Source organism: Synechococcus sp. CCY 9618, from assembly GCF_019038415.1.
Taxonomy (GTDB): Bacteria; Cyanobacteriota; Cyanobacteriia; order PCC-6307; family Cyanobiaceae; genus Cyanobium.
Genome location: NZ_JAFKRG010000045.1, coordinates 1 through 17,498 on the forward strand (window position 1 = coordinate 1; position 17,498 = coordinate 17,498).

Annotated in this window: 22 protein-coding genes; 7 read left to right on the top strand and 15 right to left on the bottom strand. The window is 65.1% G+C overall.

The window, feature by feature from the left end; genetic code table 11:
* Positions 1 to 52 precede the first annotated feature (52 nt).
* Positions 53 to 862: a peptidoglycan recognition family protein gene (locus KUG41_RS10835; protein WP_216904075.1), complete on the bottom strand. Its 810-nt coding sequence runs from the start codon at positions 860 to 862 to the stop codon at positions 53 to 55.
* A 76-nt stretch (positions 863 to 938) separates the two neighbouring features.
* Positions 939 to 1,142, bottom strand: coding sequence for a hypothetical protein (locus KUG41_RS10840; protein ID WP_216904076.1), 204 nt, complete (start codon positions 1,140 to 1,142; stop codon positions 939 to 941).
* Positions 1,143 to 1,310: 168 nt separating this feature from the next.
* On the opposite strand from KUG41_RS10840, the gene KUG41_RS10845 reads away from it, so the two are divergent.
* Positions 1,311 to 1,475, top strand: coding sequence for a hypothetical protein (locus KUG41_RS10845; protein WP_216904077.1), 165 nt, complete (start codon positions 1,311 to 1,313; stop codon positions 1,473 to 1,475).
* A 727-nt stretch (positions 1,476 to 2,202) separates the two neighbouring features.
* Here KUG41_RS10845 and KUG41_RS10850 read toward each other — a convergent pair.
* The 12 genes from KUG41_RS10850 to KUG41_RS10905 all read right to left on the bottom strand — a co-directional run bounded on the left by KUG41_RS10850 (position 2,203) and on the right by KUG41_RS10905 (position 12,140).
* Positions 2,203 to 2,388, bottom strand: coding sequence for a type II toxin-antitoxin system HicA family toxin (locus KUG41_RS10850; RefSeq protein WP_216904078.1), 186 nt, complete (start codon positions 2,386 to 2,388; stop codon positions 2,203 to 2,205).
* Positions 2,385 to 2,597 carry a type II toxin-antitoxin system HicB family antitoxin gene (locus tag KUG41_RS10855; RefSeq protein ID WP_216904079.1) on the bottom strand — a complete coding sequence of 71 codons (213 nt, stop codon included), beginning with the start codon at positions 2,595 to 2,597 and terminating at the stop codon, positions 2,385 to 2,387. Before KUG41_RS10855 ends, KUG41_RS10850 begins: the two co-directional genes overlap by 4 nt.
* Before the next feature lie 259 nt (positions 2,598 to 2,856).
* A complete protein-coding gene (locus KUG41_RS16135) occupies positions 2,857 to 3,159 on the bottom strand; it encodes a type II toxin-antitoxin system RelE/ParE family toxin (protein ID WP_216904080.1) in 303 nt (100 codons plus the stop codon).
* Complete coding sequence (locus tag KUG41_RS16140; RefSeq protein WP_371734122.1) at positions 3,156 to 3,383, bottom strand: addiction module protein; 228 nt, start codon at positions 3,381 to 3,383, stop codon at positions 3,156 to 3,158. Before KUG41_RS16140 ends, KUG41_RS16135 begins: the two co-directional genes overlap by 4 nt.
* Before the next feature lie 152 nt (positions 3,384 to 3,535).
* Positions 3,536 to 5,035 (bottom strand): DUF4041 domain-containing protein, encoded by a 1,500-nt coding sequence (locus tag KUG41_RS10870; protein WP_216904082.1) that lies wholly within the window; start codon positions 5,033 to 5,035, stop codon positions 3,536 to 3,538.
* A gap of 191 nt (positions 5,036 to 5,226) precedes the next feature.
* Positions 5,227 to 6,213 carry a HEPN domain-containing protein gene (locus tag KUG41_RS10875; RefSeq protein ID WP_216904083.1) on the bottom strand — a complete coding sequence of 329 codons (987 nt, stop codon included), beginning with the start codon at positions 6,211 to 6,213 and terminating at the stop codon, positions 5,227 to 5,229.
* A 398-nt stretch (positions 6,214 to 6,611) separates the two neighbouring features.
* Entirely contained in the window at positions 6,612 to 6,809 is a 198-nt protein-coding gene (locus tag KUG41_RS10880; RefSeq protein ID WP_371734123.1) for a L,D-transpeptidase, read from the bottom strand.
* 60 nt (positions 6,810 to 6,869) lie between these two features.
* Positions 6,870 to 8,177, bottom strand: coding sequence for a SufS family cysteine desulfurase (locus KUG41_RS10885; protein ID WP_216904084.1), 1,308 nt, complete (start codon positions 8,175 to 8,177; stop codon positions 6,870 to 6,872).
* Positions 8,174 to 9,442 carry a SufD family Fe-S cluster assembly protein gene (locus KUG41_RS10890; protein ID WP_216904085.1) on the bottom strand — a complete coding sequence of 423 codons (1,269 nt, stop codon included), beginning with the start codon at positions 9,440 to 9,442 and terminating at the stop codon, positions 8,174 to 8,176. Before KUG41_RS10890 ends, KUG41_RS10885 begins: the two co-directional genes overlap by 4 nt.
* Entirely contained in the window at positions 9,443 to 10,246 is an 804-nt protein-coding gene (sufC, locus tag KUG41_RS10895; RefSeq protein WP_216904086.1) for a Fe-S cluster assembly ATPase SufC, read from the bottom strand.
* 73 nt (positions 10,247 to 10,319) lie between these two features.
* Positions 10,320 to 11,762: a Fe-S cluster assembly protein SufB gene (sufB, locus tag KUG41_RS10900; RefSeq protein WP_216904087.1), complete on the bottom strand. Its 1,443-nt coding sequence runs from the start codon at positions 11,760 to 11,762 to the stop codon at positions 10,320 to 10,322.
* Positions 11,763 to 11,777: 15 nt separating this feature from the next.
* Positions 11,778 to 12,140: a ferredoxin-thioredoxin reductase catalytic domain-containing protein gene (locus tag KUG41_RS10905; protein WP_216904088.1), complete on the bottom strand. Its 363-nt coding sequence runs from the start codon at positions 12,138 to 12,140 to the stop codon at positions 11,778 to 11,780.
* 198 nt (positions 12,141 to 12,338) lie between these two features.
* Here KUG41_RS10905 and KUG41_RS10910 point away from each other — a divergent pair, with 198 nt between their 5' ends.
* The 3 genes from KUG41_RS10910 (at position 12,339) to KUG41_RS10920 (ending at position 14,571) form a co-directional block, all read left to right on the top strand.
* The gene (locus KUG41_RS10910) at positions 12,339 to 13,403 is read left to right on the top strand and encodes a class I fructose-bisphosphate aldolase (RefSeq protein ID WP_216904089.1); all 1,065 of its coding nucleotides are present in this window, start codon (positions 12,339 to 12,341) and stop codon (positions 13,401 to 13,403) included.
* 81 nt (positions 13,404 to 13,484) lie between these two features.
* Positions 13,485 to 14,192, top strand: a complete 708-nt coding sequence (gene sufR, locus KUG41_RS10915; protein WP_216904090.1) for an iron-sulfur cluster biosynthesis transcriptional regulator SufR — start codon at positions 13,485 to 13,487, stop codon at positions 14,190 to 14,192.
* Between the two features lie 4 nt (positions 14,193 to 14,196).
* Positions 14,197 to 14,571: a hypothetical protein gene (locus tag KUG41_RS10920; RefSeq protein WP_216904091.1), complete on the top strand. Its 375-nt coding sequence runs from the start codon at positions 14,197 to 14,199 to the stop codon at positions 14,569 to 14,571.
* On the opposite strand, the gene KUG41_RS10925 is transcribed toward KUG41_RS10920, so the two are convergent.
* On the bottom strand, positions 14,531 to 15,424 hold the full coding sequence (locus KUG41_RS10925; RefSeq protein ID WP_216904092.1) for a DMT family transporter: 894 nt from the start codon (positions 15,422 to 15,424) through the stop codon (positions 14,531 to 14,533). The genes KUG41_RS10920 and KUG41_RS10925 overlap by 41 nt on opposite strands.
* Before the next feature lie 68 nt (positions 15,425 to 15,492).
* Between KUG41_RS10925 and KUG41_RS10930 the strand changes: the two genes are divergently transcribed.
* The 3 genes from KUG41_RS10930 to KUG41_RS10940 all read left to right on the top strand — a co-directional run.
* Positions 15,493 to 16,095 (top strand): phycobiliprotein lyase, encoded by a 603-nt coding sequence (locus tag KUG41_RS10930; RefSeq protein WP_216904093.1) that lies wholly within the window; start codon positions 15,493 to 15,495, stop codon positions 16,093 to 16,095.
* A gap of 117 nt (positions 16,096 to 16,212) precedes the next feature.
* Positions 16,213 to 16,977 (top strand): phycobilisome rod-core linker polypeptide, encoded by a 765-nt coding sequence (locus KUG41_RS10935; protein WP_216904094.1) that lies wholly within the window; start codon positions 16,213 to 16,215, stop codon positions 16,975 to 16,977.
* Between the two features lie 244 nt (positions 16,978 to 17,221).
* Positions 17,222 to 17,498 (top strand): Rho termination factor N-terminal domain-containing protein (locus KUG41_RS10940; protein WP_216904096.1); only part of this gene is annotated, 277 nt, incomplete at its 3' end.

Here is a 17,498-nt window from a genome sequence, read left to right on the forward strand (position 1 = left end):
GCCGCAGGTGCCATATGGCCCTGGGTGGCCTCACCCCCCAACAGCGGCTAGCTCAGCTGCAGGCATGAACAACCTGGTGGGAAATCACAGCTAGCCCGTTGCTGTACTCACTCCAGCCGCAGGTGGCGGCAGCCTTGGCGTAGGCCGCATCGAAGCGGTCCCAGCGGAAGCTGCGGGGGTCGTAGCGGGAGTGGCTGCGGTCGACGGCGGCATGGGTGGTGACCCGGCCCATGGGGATGCCGAAGCGGCCCTGCCAGAGCAGCACCTGGGCGGCGGTGACGGCGTACTGGCGCTGGCTGTAGCCGCTATGGCCATCGCTGTCACCGCGGCCGTCGGCCGGGGTTTCCAGGCCGAGGTGCAGCGCCACGTTGTTGACCGATCCCACCGAGGTGGAGCCGATGCGGATGGTGGCATCCCCGAAGGCCGACATCCCCGCCCCGAAGGCCCGCTGGGCGTCGGGCACGAAGCGCAACCGCTGGCCAGCCCGGTCAATCAGCAGGTGGTAGCTGGCCTGGTCCTCGTCCTTGGGGTGGGGCGTCTGAAAAAACGCCACGGTGGCCGGCGACGAGATCACGGTTTCGTGCAGCACGATCAACATCGGCTGGTGGGGCACCGGCCGGCCCAGGGCGTCGGCAGGTTGGCGCTCACCGAAGTTGGTGGGATCGGCGGGGGTGGCCTGCTCCGGTGCCAGCTTGAGCTGGCTGGCGCAGCGGGCCAGCTCGGCCTCACTGCGCCGCGGCAGGCCGGGATCCTCCAGGGGGTGCTGGCGCCAGCCCGTGGGTGCCGGGGGCTCGGCGGGCGGGCGGGAGCAACCGGCGAGGGCCAGCAGGAGGACGGCCCCAACGCAGGACCATCGACGCATGGAAGGCCTCAAAAATCAGGCCCCATCATGCAGACGACGGCCGTGGGGGCTCAGGGAGGAAGGCCTCTGAGGCTTGTCAGACGGCCGGACGACCACCCATCTGCTGGCCCATCACCCAGGTGGTGGCGGCCTTCTGGGAGTGCCAGGCCTGCAGGAGCTGCTTGGCGATCGTCCGCAGGGCCTCAGGGTCGGCGGTGGCGTCGATGGTGCGGTTGAAGCGCTCGATCTCGAAGCGTTGGCTGACGCTGAGTTCGATGGCTTGCTGGGTGGACGGCTCCATGGGTCCTTCGGCCGACGGGTGATTGAAAGGTATCGGCGGCAAGGGAAAGGGTCGTAGCCAGGGCTACCGCGCACCACCGATGTCAGTGTTTCGGATTGTGACAGCAGTCTTGGTGATCAGCATGGCCAACCAGAATCATCAGGATTTCCATTCATTCCGGTGTCTGCCATGCGTCTCAGCTGGCCTGAGCATCTGCAGACCGCCCGCCTGCTGGAGTTGAGCGGTGACGATCAGCGTGGAACGTCCCTGGCCCTGATGGGGATCGCCCTGCTGCTCCTGGCCCAAGATCTGCTGGTGCAGGAACTGGAGTCTCCCTCCGCCTGCAACGACTGAGGACGTCCACCTGTCCATCGCCTCCGGGTGCTCTACGCAGCGAGCGCAGCGAGATCAGCACGGCCATCCCCCAGCACAGGAGGGCAAACGTCCATCGGGCCACATCAGCCTGCCAACGGAGAGCCCCGAGCACACTGGTCTGCCCGGCAGTGGCCAAGACGAGCACGATGAGGAAGGCTCGGCTCCTGCTTGCCACGATCCAGGCCCATGCCATGCGCCCGTCAGCGCGACGCACGGGAGCCACCTCACTGAGCTACCCGATTGGATGACCACACGTTGGATAAGGTCTGGTGAGATTGATCGTTCCGACAGCGGCTTCTCTGGAGCACTTGGACAGGGATACGGATATCTGACCGTGCAAGCTTTGTCAACACTCCTTAGAAGCACATCAAAAAAATCCGAAAAAGATCTTGAGAAAAGTGGCGGATGTTGATCCATAGACTTGACTCTCTTTGGCTGAGGGGAGAGATTCCAGTCTTTTTGGACATTGATCGATGAAGTCGCAGCGTTAGATCGGAACGCTGCCCCCTTAATGGCAGGCAAAGAGCATCTGGTACCAGAGGTGAACCTGTGGTGGCCTGTCCACTCCAGGGGCTTGTTAGAAGTGTCGCCTCTCAACAGGCAACTTTCGCGGACCTTGGCATCATCACCAAAACTCATTGGGTCTAGTCATAGAGAAATCGTCGCATACAAGGAAATCTATAGCATCCAATTGCGGCATTTGAAATTACGGTGTAGGGACTCCAAGATCCTTGCAGTTTTTGCGAGCTAGAAGCTCCTTGATCTCAGAATGGCGCGGGATTGCGCTCCGACAATTCTGGGTTGGGTTCCACCACCATGAATGATTGCCACCCTCCCTCAAGAGCTCACAGCCATGCTCGTTGAGATGGCGCAGCAGATCCCGTCGTTTCACATGGGGAGTGCATGCTCCTCGTAACCCGGGCCAGCAGCCTCCAAGGCCTCAAGGCGATTAAATTCCAGAGCTTCACGAAGCACCTGCCGTAGGGATGCCAACAGCTCCTCCCTGGTGTGCTCTTGGGCATTGACGCCGGGCACCTCCTCCACCCAGCCCAGCCACCAAGGTCCATCCTGACGGATCACCGCTGTGAAGGTAGGGGCCATCGTCTTTCGTCATCCAAGCCGTGATCATCCAATTCTAAGCCTTCTGCCAAATGCGCGGTCCTGAATAGGAAAGAGTTCGGCGATGGTACAATGGGTCCGCTCAACAACATCCAGAATGGGAGCGGAGCCCCGAAAATCATTAGAAGTGCAAGTGCTCTCTGCTATCTCTCCGATCCTTCGAGCGCTTGCCATCACCAGTCCACAGAGGGCAGTAGTTATGAGGTTGCCCTCTGGATGGCGGCTCTGGTGAATGGCATTGTTAGCGGTCATCTATGCGTTCCCGCCAGTACTCTGGGCGGCGTGCGTAATGAGCAAGTGCGAAGACAACTATTCCATCTTCATCCGGTCTATACACAATCGCAAAAGGAAAGTCCTTGAGGTACATTCGCCGAGTTCTTTCTGACGCCGGCGTCCCAGTAAGAGGGTAAGCGAGGGCGCGAGCAGTGGCATCTTCAACGGCAACAAGAAACCGACTGCCAAGCCCCAACTCCTTGTTGTTGTAGTAGGCAACTTCTGCAAGAAGCTCACGTCTAGCAGGAGCAACAAAGCGTGCGCGCTTCACTGCAGAGTTCGACGAGCTTCAGCGAATACTTCTTCGGCCGAGCATGAAGGAATTTCGCCACGGTCAAACGCACTGACACGCGCTTCAATCTCGTCAGCCCAAAGAGCCTCGATTTCGGCGATTGATGTGTGGAGTGACTCCAGCATACTCTCAGCTAGCCTTGCCCTATCCTCTGCGCTGAGGGCGCGTGCCTGCTCCTCAATGCTCTTAAGTAAGGCTGACATTGCGCTCAACCCAGATGCCTGAAACGAAATTCTACTCCGTTTGAACCGGTGTTGGGTACCGCTAACGCTAAAGATCAGCGGCGGGCGGTAGCCCCATGCGATTGGGAAAGCAACACCGCTCCCGTCCGCTGGATCTTGATGTTAGCAACTCCCTACGTCTCTAATGGATCATCTTGTTCGAGAAGAGCGGGAGGTGGAGGAGGAGGCAAACGTGCAGGCTCATCGACAAGATAGGAACGCTCAAACTCCATACGTTTAGCTTCACTGAGCCGGTACTGCTTTGCTTCGGCGACCAGTGTGAGACGCAGGTCTGCTTGAACGCTTTCTTCTTGATGGATCTTGTATAATTCATCTCGAATCTCTTCGATTGAGACTCGGAAGAACTCCTTTTTCATGTTCTCAACGTTAATTCTTCGTTGGTTGAATCGCTTGTGAAGGCTGTTCTCCAGGGAAGGTGCATCCTCTGTGAATATAAGCGCATGAACGTCGAACGGGAACGGAACCGAAGCATCTCCAAGTTCTCGGACACGATCTAGCGGGTCAATCCTTCGAGTCATCCCAATCTTGTAGACATGTTCGCCAAAGCTACCGACATTGCTAATCACATAGACATGCCCTGATCTTGTCATCTGCGCTCTACTAATGGCGCGTTGCCGATTGGCCTCGGCTTCGGCTAGTACGGCTTCAAGCTTATTAATTTTCTCATTGAGCCTATCCTTGTCTTGGTCAGTCGCTCGTTGCGCTTCTGCTTTGGCTTTTTCAAGCATATCTGCAAACTTTGCTTCGTCTTTCTCGGCTTGCTCTCGAGCCTTTTCAATTTCTCGAATGGCCCTTTCTTCTTCTCTCATCTGTTCGCGTATCTGGGCCTGTTCCTCCTTTTCCTTTTGCTTCGCCTCTTCATAAGTAAAACTAAGCCTGAGTTCTTCGATCCGGTTGTCAAGATACTTATTGCTAATGCTGCAGTACCACGACTCTCCTAGTCGGTTTATCTGCTCATGGCTGGTTTCAATGCGTTTTTCCATTGCTGAAATATTTTTATAGGTAACTCTGGCTATATACGAATCGCACTCCCCGTTAAAAGCTCGTAGCATTAGCTTTAAAATCTTTTTGATCATTGAGCGCCCTTGAGAAACCGAATCGTTGAATCGAATTGTCTCAGAACAAAAAGCAGCAGCACTTCTGTCTCCCTCGCTGCCATCCATGCGAAGCATTTGCTGCTGCTCTTCACCAATTCTTCGTAGAGCAGCCTCATAGGCTGGAAGATCGTCAAAGTCATAGCCAGCCTCGAAGTATCCCACCTCCAGCAAATGAATGTCGTCGTTTTTCAGTGCGATGGCCTGATTGATAAAGACCAGCTGATTCTGCGCCTCCTCGCGCTTTATCTCTAGCGAGGATATTGACTCCCTAATACTCTCGGCCTCTCGCTCAAGAAGTTGCAGCATGGCTTGCCCCTTCGCAACAATTGAATCTGCCGTCTTCTTGCTCTGTTCTTGAAGCACTGAAGACCGCTTTCTTATTCGCTCAGCTTCCTCTTGAGCATTGGTGATGGGTGCGTACTTGCTACGGAGTTTGGAGACTTTTCGCTGGGCTATAACTGCCCATACGAATAGACCGCCTGCACCGCCCAGCAACAATGCAATAACGCCTTCCATGAGAACCCAGGATTAATTCCAATAATTGTGCCCTGTTTCGGCGCCAGCTGGCTGAAGTCAGTGGACTTTCAGCGCGTTGAGGAAACTCGTGTCTCGTGCTGGGATGCTGCTAACGCTGCCCCTGAGTGGCAGGCAAATAGGATCTGGGATCAAGAAGGGATTTGTGGTGGCCTGTCCACTCGAGGGGTTTTTTAGACGGCCGTGTAGGGGCCAGACAAGGCTGCTCTTGCCCGAAGAACATCAACAAGTGTATGCTTGGCCAGCTCATATGCTTTGGAAAGCTTCTCATCTGGAATACGACCATCATGAACCAGAGCGCTTCTCTGATCGTAAGCCCATACAGCATCTCTAGCTTGCTGACCAAGGTCTTCGGGCGACAAGAACGAAAGAGAGCTAAGTACTAAGTCGCGTATTCTTGAACGCAACGAACTTTCCCTTCGGAAGCAAATCTCGCGCTTAAGGAAGTCTAGCGATTGCCACTCAACTGAATCTTCTAGGTGCTTGGCAACCTCATTGTTGACTTCGACCTCAAACCTGTCTAGTAAGTCCTGGGCAATAGGGTGCTTCGGGATTGGTTCCGTAAGAACTTCTAGAGCCATTACTACTGTTAGAAACTTGGCACGAAGTGACGGCTCTCTGTGAGAATCGGAGTAGAGCTGCAATGATGTACGCAGGCGTTCATCGACGTAAAGAATTTCAATTGACTTGGACTTGAGGCCTTCAGCAAGGATACCTGCAAGCGATTCCGCGTTTTCCATCAGCTTCACTTTTAAATCGCCACCACCAATAAATCTGTAGTTCTTCCCAATCTCAGCAACGCAGGGGAAGTAATCTGTCCCCAAGGCATGCAAGGGTGTCCCAGGATCCGGCATCCCGAATGAACTTGCAACATTCTTGGCGGCTATAAAAGGATCTTCTGGATAGGACACATGACTCCACGTCATGTTGGCGCTGAAGCCAGACCCTCTAACGATAGCCGTCCAAGCCAAGGCGCCCCAAACCCGTGGAAGATACTCTTTGGCTTCTAATTCGGTATCGAATGGCCCTATCAGTAAGATTACGTACGGAGGACGCCATCTGAGTGAGACAGAAAGTTTGTCGACGTTGAAATTTAGATCCTTGGTCGAGTCCTGAAGAGGATTGTTTGGTCTGTATGGGAACCTAAGCTCAAACGCCATGTCCTTCTGTCAAACGCTTTCTCATTGTTGTGTGTCTAACTACTAAATGGGTGGTTCAGTGATGCACGCCGGAAGGGTCTCGCGCCGCCGCCGATGTCGTCGTCCTCTAGCATCGAGATCCCCGAATCCCTGTCCCTGCCGTCACTGCGGCGTGGGGTTTGCCTTGGACGCTGCATGCATCACGGGTCCGTCATGCACGCACCCCAGCAACTCATATCCGAGGCGCTCTGCCCGCCATCCCCTGGGTGATACCAACACGCAGATTCACAACACTCGCTGCAACCCATTCTACCGATGTCTGCAGGGGATGCCACCGGAATCCATTGTGGTGCCTGGGGTTTTCGGCAACAAAGTCTGCCGGCGTGGAGCACATCACGGCTCTGGGAATGCATCCTCCCCTACTCCTGAATCCTCACCGGCGTGCCGATGGCCACCCGCTCGAACAGCCAGCGGGCCGTGGCGCTGCCGGTGCGGATGCAGCCGTGGCTGCGGCGCACCCCGAAACGCTGGCACGCCCGCTCCTGCCACGGCGCCGGGTGGAGGCAGACGGCATCCGGCCGCAGCCCGCCGCCCCCCAGGCAGAGCACTTTCGGCACGTCGGGGATGCGGTAGGTGGGGGCGTGGCGGCCAGCAGCAGGCTCACGGCCGCAGCCCCCTCAGCTGTGCTCCCGCAGGAAGCCGATCGTGCCTTCCAGCTCCTCGGCGAAGCGGTCGATCTCCTCGGGCGTGGTGGTGAAGCCCAGGCTGGCCCGGGCCGTGCCGGCCAGGCCGTAGTGGCGGTGCAGGGGCTGGGTGCAGTGGTGGCCGCTGCGGATGCACACTCCCGCCGAATCCAGCAGCGCGGCGATGTCGTTGGCGTGCAGACCTTCCACGCTGAAGGCCGCCAGGGCCGCCCGGTCGGGCTGCTGCTCGGGCGTGGGCCCCAGGATCCGCACCCCCTCGATCGCCTGCAGCCGCTGGAACAGGCGCCGGGTGAGCTGCTGCTCCCAGGCGTGGATCCGCTCCATGCCCAGGTTCTGCAGGTAGTCCAGCGCCGCACCCATGCCGATCGCCTCGCCGATCGCCGGCGTGCCGGCCTCGAATTTGTGGGGCAAATCGGCCCAGCTGCTGTGGTCCAGATACACGTCCTGGATCATCTCGCCGCCGCCCAGGAACGGCGGCATCGCCTCCAGCAGCGCCTCCCGTCCCCACAGGAAGCCCATGCCCGTGGGGCCGCAGAGCTTGTGGGAGGAGCCCACCAGAAAATCGGCCCCAAGAGCCACCACATCCACAGGCTTGTGGGGCAGGCTCTGGCAGGCATCCACCAGCAGCAGGGCGCCCACGCCGTGGGCCAGGGCCGCCACCTCGGCCATCGGATTGAGGCAGCCCAGGGTGTTGCTCACGTGCACCAGGCTCACCAGCTTGGTGCGCTCGCTGAGCTTGGCCCTGAGATCCGCCAGATCCAGCTCGCCCGTTTCGGTCACGCCCGCATGGCGCAGCACGCAGCCCGTGCGGGCCGCCAGCAGTTGCCAGGGCACCAGGTTGCTGTGGTGCTCCATCACCGACAGCAGCACCTCATCGCCCGCCTTCAGGTTGGCGTCACCCCAGCTGCGGGCCACCAGATTGATGGCCTCGCTGGCGTTGCGGGTGAAGACGATCTCCCGGGCGCTGGCGGCACCGATGAAATCGGCGACCTTCTGACGGGCAGCCTCGAAATGATCGGTGGCGCGGGCGCTCAGCTGGTGGGCGCCCCGGTGCACGTTGGCGTTGTCGTGGCCGTAGTACTGCTGCAGCGCCTCCAGCACCTGGCGCGGCTTCTGGCTGGTGGCGGCGTAATCGAGATAGATCAGCGGCTGGCCCAGGCAGGCGATCTGCTCCAGCAGGGGGAAATCGGGCCGGGTCAGGGCCGCCAGGTCGCTCACCGGCGGGGCGGCGGTGCTCGGGGCCGCCGCGCTCACCAGCGGGTTGGTGGAGGTGGCGGTCATGGCCGGCCCTCCCCCAGCAGGCTGGCCAGGGGCTGCCAGGGCCGGGCGGCGGCGGGCAGCTCCTGCAGCACCTCCTCGCAGAAGCCGCGCAGCAGCAGCCGGGCCGCCTGGTCGGCGGCGATGCCGCGGCTCTGCAGGTAGAAGAGTTCGTCGAGCTGCAGCCGGCTCACGGTGGCGCCGTGGGCGCAGCGCACGTCGTCGGCGACGATCTCCAGCTCCGGCTTGGTGTCGATCCGGGCCCGGTCGGACAGCAGCAGGTTGCGGCTCAGCTGGGCCGCATCGGTGCGTTGGGCGGCACGGGGCACCTGCACCGCCCCGTTGAAGACGCTGCGGCCCTGACCATCGGCCACCGCCTTGTGGAGCTGCTCGAGCCGCCCGTCGGGGCCGGCGAACACCATCTGGCTGTGGGTGTCGCTGATCTGGCGGCCATCGGCCAGCTGCAGGGCCTTCAGGCCGCTGAGTGCCGCCCCCTCGCGCTGCACCAGCCGCGGCTCCAGCCGCCCCAGGGCCCAGCCGCCGTGGGCGCTCACGCTCCGGAACGTGCTGCCCGTCGCCTGCTCCACCGCCAGGGTGGCCAGCAGGCAGCCCGCGTCATGGCCCGGCGCCAGCAGGCCATGGCGCAGCGTCGCCCCCTCGCCCAGGCGGGCTTCGAGCACCACGCTGGTGAGGTTGGCGCCCGCCGAGCGGTGCACCTGCAGCACCTCCACAGAGGCCTCCGGCTCCAGCACCAGCAGCAGCCGCAGGGGCAGCACCCCTGCGGCCGTGCCCGTCTCGCTCACCAGCTCCAGGGTGGGGGCGATGGTGCCGCTCACCCGCAGGGCCAGCACCCGCGAAGCGATGGCGCCATTGAGCAGCACCGGCCAGAGCTGGTCGCTGCCGGTGGCCGTCAGCACCTGGCCCAGGAGTTCCTCGAGGGCTTCCCCGCTGATGGGCTCGATCCCCTCAGGCAGGGCCAGCCCTTCGAGGGGATCGCCCTGGCCATCCAGCACCAGCCGCAGGCTGCCGTCCGCCGCCGCCGGCATCTCGGCCGCGGAGGCCTCCAGCAGGCTGGGGCTCAGGGCCGTGAGCGCCGATACATCCGTGAAGCGCCAGGCCTCATCCCGCCGCGAGGGCAGGGGGATCGCCTGCAGCGCCTCGGCGGCCCGGCGGCGCGTGGCGGCCAGGGCGTCGGCACCAGTGGCGCCAGGGGCTGCGGCCAGCAGGGCTGTGGTCCAGCCGCTGCGGGCCGCGGCCACGGGGGGGGTGGAGAGGGAGGCGGCCACCATTCAGACCACCTCCGCCGGGGCGCGCTCGGTGGCCGCCAGTTCGGCGTCGACCCAGTCGTAGCCGCGCTCCTCCAGCTCCAGGGCCAGCTCCTTGCCGCCGGTCCGCAGGATCCGCCCGGCCGCCATCACGTGCACATAATCAGGGGTGATCACATCCAGCAGCCGCTGGTAGTGGGTGATCAGCAGGGTGGCGTTGTCGGGGCCGGCCAGGTGGTTCACGCCACCGGCCACGATGCGCAGGGCGTCGATGTCGAGGCCGGAGTCGGTTTCATCCAGCACCGCCACCAGGGGATCGAGCAGGGCCATCTGCAGGATCTCGTTGCGCTTCTTCTCGCCGCCCGAGAAGCCCTCATTCACGCTGCGCTCCAGGAAGGCCGGATCCATCTGCACCACCTGCAGCCGCTCCTTCACGAGATCCTCGAAGGCGAAAGTGTCGAGCTCCTCCTCGCCCTTCCCGGAACGGCGGGCATTGGTGGCCACCCGCAGGAACTCAAGATTGCTCACCCCCGGGATCTCCACCGGGTACTGGAAGCCGAGGAACAGACCCAGCCGCGCCCGCTGCTCGGGCTCCAGGGCCAGCAGATCCTCGCCCCGGTAGTGCACGCTTCCACCCGTGACCGTGTAGGCCGGATGGCCCGCCAGCACCTTGGAGAGGGTGCTCTTGCCGCTGCCGTTGCGGCCCATCACCGCATGGATCTCGCCGGCGCGGATGGTGAGCGACACCCCCTTGAGGATGGGCTGGTCCTCCACGCGGGCCTGGAGATCGCGGATCTCGAGCAGTACGGGAGCGTCGGGGCGGATCACGGCGGGGGAGGAAAGGGCGTGGGGAAAAGGGAGGAGGCGGGGGAAGCAGGCCCCGCAGGGGCCGGCGGCCGGTTCAGCCGACCGAGCCCTCGAGCTTGAGCGCCAGCAGCTTGTCGGCCTCGGCGGCGAACTCCATCGGCAGCTGGTTGAACACGTCGCGGCAGAAGCCGCTCACCATCATCGAAACCGCCTCCTCGAAGGCGATGCCCCGGCTCTGCAGGTAGAAGAGCTGGTCGGCGGAGATGCGGCAGGTGCTGGCCTCGTGCTCGATGCTGGCGTCGGGCTGCTGGGAGCGGATGTAGGGGTAGGTGTTGGCGGCGGCCTGGTCGCCGATCAACATCGAATCGCACTGGCTGTAGTTGCGGGCGCCCACGGCCTTGGGGCCGATCTGCACCAGTCCCCGGTAGCTGTTGGACGAATGGCCGGCGCTGATCCCCTTGCTCACGATCGTGGAGCGGGTGCGGGGGCCCACATGGATCATCTTGGTGCCGGTGTCGGCCTGCTGGCGGTTGTTGGTGAGGGCCACTGAGTAGAACTCGCCCACCGAATCGGCCCCCTGCAGCACACAGCTGGGGTACTTCCAGGTGATCGCCGAGCCGGTTTCCACCTGGGTCCAGCTGATGTGGCTGCGATCGCCCCGGCACTGGCCCCGCTTGGTGACGAAGTTGTAGATGCCGCCCTTGCCGTTCTCATCACCGGCATACCAGTTCTGCACGGTGGAGTACTTGATCGAGGCGTCATCGAGAACCACCAGCTCCACCACCGCCGCGTGCAGCTGGTTGGTGTCGAACATCGGTGCCGTGCATCCCTCCAGGTAGCTCACCGACGCCCCCTCCTCGGCCACGATCAATGTGCGCTCGAACTGGCCCGTGTCGCCGGAGTTGATGCGGAAGTAGGTGGAGAGCTCCATGGGGCACGCCACGCCCTTCGGGATGAATACGAAGGAGCCGTCGCTGAACACCGCCGAATTGAGGGCGGCGAAGTAGTTGTCGTTGCCGGGCACCACCGTGCCGAGGTACTTCTCGACCAGGTCGGCGTGATCCTTCACCGCCTCGCTGATCGAGCAGAAGATCACGCCGCTCTCGGCCAGCTTCTCCCGGTAGGTGGTGGCGATCGAGACGCTGTCGAACACCGCGTCCACCGCCACGTTGGAGAGACGCTTCTGTTCGCTCAGGGGGATGCCGAGCTTGTCGAAGGTTTCCAGCAGCTTCGGATCCACCTCATCGAGGCTGGCCTTCTTCTCCTGCTGCTTGGGGGCCGCGTAGTAGATGATCTCCTGGTAGTCGATCGGCGGGTGGCCCAAGGAAGCCCAGTCGGGCTCCTCCATCTGCAGCCACTGGCGGTAGGCCCGCAGGCGGAAGTCCAGCAGGAAGGCGGGCTCCTTCTTCTTGGCCGAAATCAGCCGCACCACGTCCTCACTGAGGCCCTTGGCGATCTTCTCGGTTTCGATGTCGGTGATGAAGCCGTACTTGTACGGCTGGCTCACCAGATCGCCGACGGTGGCGGTGCTCGTCATGGTGAAGGGGCCGGCTCAGCCGGCGGCGAGGGACTGGATCTCTTCGAGGCTGATGGTCTGCTGCTCGCCCCGGAAGGGGTTGTCCTCGGTGAGGAAGAGCATGCAGTGGCATTCCTTGCGCTCGCGCATCGGCACACAGGGGCAGTTCCAGAAGGCCTGGGCCACCTCGGCCTCCTTGTCCTCGTAGTGGCGGCAGGGGCAGAGGGCGCCGCCCAGCTCATCCTTGTGGCGGGCCAGCCCCTCGAGCACCACCGCGGTCACCCCCGGATCGCTGCAGAAGTAGGTGCCGGTGCGCTGGGCATAGGTTTCCGCGAAGCGGCGGATCACCTCCAGGCTGTCGGCAGCGGGGGCCGGGGTCGGGGTGGGGGCGTCGGTCATGGGCAAGGCGTCGGGCGGCGGAAACCTGAAGACGAATAACGAAACACCGAGGTTTCGTTACTGGGGGAGCCTAAGGCACCGCTGCGGTCCGTTGACGGCGGGGAAGGCCCATTGTGACGCCCGGCGGACGCTGTCGTAGGGCACTGACGCGGGCCGTCGCGCGCCATAGCCTCGGGGGGTCCCTCCCCGGTGCCCCCCATGGAGCGTCCGATCGCCGACTGGCTCGGAGAGGAGGCCGAGCTGCTGCTGCACACTCCCGCCCTGGTGCCCGCCAGCCGCCTCCACCTGCCCGGCCCTCAGAGCGTCGAGCGCTTCGTGCTCAGCGACCGCAACCCCCAGGTGCTGCGCAGCCTGCAGCAGCTCTACGGCCACGGCCGCCTGGGCGGCAGCGGCTACCTGTCGATCCTGCCGGTCGACCAGGGGGTGGAGCACTCCGCCGGCGCCTCCTTCGCCCCCAACCCCGACTACTTCGACCCCGAGGCGATCGTGGAACTGGCGGTGGAGGCCGGCTGCAGCGCCGTGGCCTCCACCCTGGGAGTGCTGGGGTCCGTGGCCCGCCGCTGGGCCCACCGCATCCCCTTCCTGGTGAAGCTGAACCACAACCAGATGCTCACCGCCCCCAACCGGCACGAGCAGATCCTGTTCGCCTCGGTCGATCAGGCCTGGGACATGGGCGCCGTGGCCGTGGGCGCCACCATCTACTTCGGCAGCGAGGACAGCAACCGGGAGCTGCAGCAGGTGAGCGCCCTCTTCGCCCAGGCCCACAGCCGCGGCCTGGCCACCGTGCTCTGGTGCTATCTGCGCAACCCCCTGTTTGAGCAGCCCGAGGCCGACTACCACACCGCCGCAGATCTCACCGGCCAGGCCAACCATCTCGGGGTCACCATCGGCGCCGACCTGATCAAGCAGAAGCTGCCCGAAACCAACAACGGCTACGCCGCCGTCGCCCGGGCCCTTGGCCACGGTTACGGCAAGACCAACCCCCGCGTCTACATCGACCTCAGCTCCCCCAACCCGGTGGACCTCTGCCGCTACCAGGTGCTGAACACCTACGCCGGCCGCATCGGCCTGATCAACAGCGGCGGCGCCTCCGGCAGCGACGACGTCCACCAGGCGATCCGCACCGCCGTGATCAACAAACGCGCCGGGGGCAGCGGCCTGATCATGGGCCGCAAGGCCTTCCAGAAGCCGCGCGCCGAGGGCATCGCCCTGATCCACCACGTGCAGGACGTCTACCTGGATCCGGCCGTGACCATCGCCTGAGGCGGCGCCTGTCAGCGCCGACAACGGCCAGGCCCCAATCCCCCGGGGTGCGTGGCATCGTGTTTTGGTCAGATGCCCGACATGAGCGCCCCCGCCCAGTCCCTTGGCCGATCGGCCGGTCCCGCCGAGGGGCCCTATCCCACCCGGGAGGCGGTCCTGTCGGTGCTGCTGCGGGAGGGCGAGGCCACGGCCGCCCAGCTGGCCGCCGGACTGGGGGTGTCGGTGCAGGCCATGCGGCGCCACCTGCGCAGCCTCGAAGACGACGGCCTGGTGGAGGCCAGTCCGGCCACCGAAGGCCCCGGCCGGCCCAGCAACCGCTGGCGGCTCACCGCCCTCGGCCAGAGCCGTTTCCCTGACGGCAGCGAGAACTTCGCCCTCAGCCTGCTCCATTCGCTCACCGAAAGCCTGCCGGCCGAAACCCTCAAGCTGGTGCTGCGCCAGCAGGCCGAGGAGAAGGCTGCCGACTACCGCCGCCTGATCGGTTCCGGCTCCCTGCCCCAGCGGCTCGACCGACTGGTGGAGCTGCGCCGCAGGGAGGGCTACGTGGCCGAGTGCCGCCCCGACGACGAGCCCACCCCCGCAGGGGCAGGTCCCTCCTGGGTGATCAGCGAATTCCACTGTTCGGTGATGCGCATCGCCGAGCAGTACCCCGTGGTCTGCGACCAGGAGCTGCGCCTGATCCGCCACACCTTCCCCGACTGCACCGTGGAGCGCGTGCACTGGCGCCTGGAAGGGGGCCATGCCTGCGGCTTCCGTCTGGTGCCCCGGGCCGCCGGCGACCCCTCCTGAGCCCATGCTGGCCGCCGATGAGCTGCAGGAGCTGGAGGCCACCCTGCTGCCCACCCTCGAGCGCCACCACCTGCGGCTGCTGGCCCACGGCCTGCGCACCCTGCAGGCCATCGCCGGCCGCCGCAGCGGCCCCCTGCCCCCGCCGGCGGCGATCGAGGCCTGGGCCCTGCAGCAGCCGGTGATCCAGGCCGACCCCGGCTTCGCTGCCGCCTTCCTCACCCAGATGACCAGCGCCGGCACCCAACTGGAGGCCATCGCCATCGCCGCCGGCCGCGAGCCCCTGGGCCTCGAGCTGGCCGACCTGATCCACTGGGCCACCGCCGCAGCCGACCGCCGCGTCAGGCCCCCGGCAGACCCACCAGCCCCGCCACCAGGCTGACCCCGGCCAGGGCGCTGGCGGCGGCCACCACCCCTCGCCAGCCGGGCCGGTCCCCCTCCAGGGCCGCCAGGGGCAGGGCCATCACCGGCGCCGTCGACAGCAGGGCCACCGCCAGCCCGCCGGGCAGCCCCGCCAGGGCCGTCTGCTGCAGCACGATCCCGGCGCTGGTGCCCAGCAGGGTGGCCGTCAGGGCCAGGGGCCAGCGGGGCCGGGCCGGCCGGGGCCCCTGCACCGCCCGGGGCAGGCCCACCAGCAGCGGCAACATCACCAGGGCTGCCGCCGCCAGCCGCAGAGCCGCGGCCTGAACCGGCGCCGGCCCCCCCGCCAGCAGGCCCGCCCGGGCCAGCAGGGCGCCGCCGCCGCCGCAGGCCAGGGCCCCCAGGGCCATCGCCACACCGGGGCCATCCGGCGGACGGGGCCCCCTGGAGTCCCGGGGCGCCGGCTGCCGCACCACGAGCAGCACCGCCAGGCTGATCAGGGCGATCCCCAGCCACTGGGCCGGCCCGGGCACCTCCCCCAGCACCGCCACCCCCGCCAGGGCGGTCACCGCCGGGCCGCCGGCGTCAATGGTGAGGGTGCGGCGGGTGCCCAGCCGCCGCAGGGCGGCGAAGAACAGGGTGTCTCCGATGGCGATGCCGAGCACACCGCTGAGCACCAGCAGCACCAGCGCCCGGGGCGTGGCCTGCCAGGGCAGCACCAGCACCAGGGGCAGCAGCAGGCCCACGGCCAGCAGGTTCTTGAGCAGGTTCAGCCGGGCCGCCGAGAGGGAGGTGGGCAGCCGGCGCCAGAGCAGGCTGGAGAAGGCCCAGCAGAAGGCGGCCGCCAGGGCGGCGACGACGGGAGCGGCGGGCAACAGGCCGCACGGGGGGATTGGGACTTGCGATCATCGCCTGATCGCCCTCCCCATCGCCCGAGTCACCCGTGAGCGGATCCATCGCCGACGCCATCAGCTTCTTCCGGCTCAGCTGCGGCCGCTGGCGCTCCCAGCGCAGCAGCCACCACCTGCTGCACCGCCGCGCCGAGGCCGGCGGTTCCTACATCGAGGTGGTGGAGATGGCGGCGGCCGATCCGCGCCTGGCGGCGATCGCCGCGCTCCACGGCCAGGACCCGGCCACCCTGGTGGGCGGCTGCCGGGTGACCTGGAGCGGCTCGATGGCCTGGGACAAGGCGGGTGAGGCCCACGAGGGGGAGAGCGTCTTCGGCCTGATCCCCACCGATGAGCGGGGCCGCCAGGGCCTGCTGCTGCGTGACCGGGGCTACGCCGAGACGGCGCCGGTGGCGGGCCACTTCGCCATGGACGACCGGGACGGCCTGCTGCTCACCACCAGCTACGAGACCATGGACAGCCTGGAGCGGTTCAGCTTCGCCGGCCCCGACGTGCGCCTGCGCACCAGCACGGTGGAGGGCCTCTCCAACACCGCCTCCTTCTGCGTCGAGACCCGCATCCACCCCGATCCCTCCGCCCAGCCGGCGGCGGCGGCCGGGGCCGCATCAGCCGCCGCCCTGTCGGCCCTGGGCTGGTGAGCGCGGTGCCCCCCGCCAGGTGTCGCCAACGTTACGGACTGTGAGCCCTGCCCTCCCCCAGCCGGGGCCGCCGGGGGCCTACTTCTACGATCGCCAGCGACGGATGCCGGACCACGCGTGGCTCTTCCACTCCTCAAGTACGCCCCCACCTCCCAGAACTCGCGTGTGACGCCGTTCCGGGTGGGTTCCGACGAGGACCCCAAGGCCGTGTCCATGGACAAGGCCATGGACCGGGAAGATCAGAACTTCGTGATCGAAGCGGCCTACCGCCAGATCTTCTTCCATGCCTTCAAGGTCGACCGCGACCGCACCCTTGAGTCCCAGCTGCGGGACGGCCAGCTCACGGTGCGGGATTTCATCCGCTCCCTGTGCCTGTCGGACACCTTCACCCGCAGCTTCTACAACCTCAACAGCAACTACCGGGTGGCCCGCCACCTGGTCGAGAAGCTGCTGGGCCGCACGGTCCACGGCAAGTCCGAGGAGATCGCCTGGTCCGCCGTGCTGATGACCCGCGGGGTCAAGGGCATGGTCGACGACATTCTCGATTCCCAGGAATACCTCGACGCCTTCGGCTACGACACGGTTCCCTACCACCGCAACCGGGTGGTCGGCTCCCGCGCGGCCGGTGAGACCCCCTTCAACCTCACCTCCCCCCGCTACGAGTCCTACTACCGGGGCATCCTGGGCTTCCCCCAGATCGTCTACACCGGCAAGACCCGCAGCTTCCCCGAGCGCGCCCAGCAGCGCCGCGGCGGATTCCCGCAGGACTACCTGCCCTGGGTCCGCAGCCTGCCCGCCCTGCGTGGCGTGGGCGGTGCCGCCGCCGGCAACACCGGTATGGACTACCTCTCCAAGGTCCCCTACCGCAGCATCGGCCGCTGAGCCCATCGCTGAGTCCGGGGAGCGCGCACACCCCCACACGGCCTCCCCCCATCGCCCTGCAGCAAAGATGCTGCAGGGCTTTTTTCTGCCCCTGGCACCGGCTGGGGCCCCGTTCCGGGCAGCGGCCGTCAGTGGATGCTGACCACCCCGGGACCAGCCGATCGAAAGGCAGCAAGCTCCGACAGACTGATCCCAAACGAAATCTGCTGTTGTGAGCCAGAAGACGCTGTCCTCCTTGGCGATGATGACGCTGCGTCAGCTGCGGCAGATCGCCAGCGATCTCGGCGTGACGCTCTACAGCCGCAAGTCCAAGGAAGAGCTGGTGGAAGCCATCAGCACCCGCCAGGAGGAGGGTGGCGGCCGCAGCCTGGAAACCATTGAGTCGGAGATGGCCCCGGCCCCCCGCCCGGCCGCCGAGACCCGCGTCGTCTTCCTGCCCCGCGATCCCCAGTGGGCCTATGTCTTCTGGGACATCTCCGAGGACGACCGCAGCGATGCCCTCCACGCCGGTGCCTCCCAGC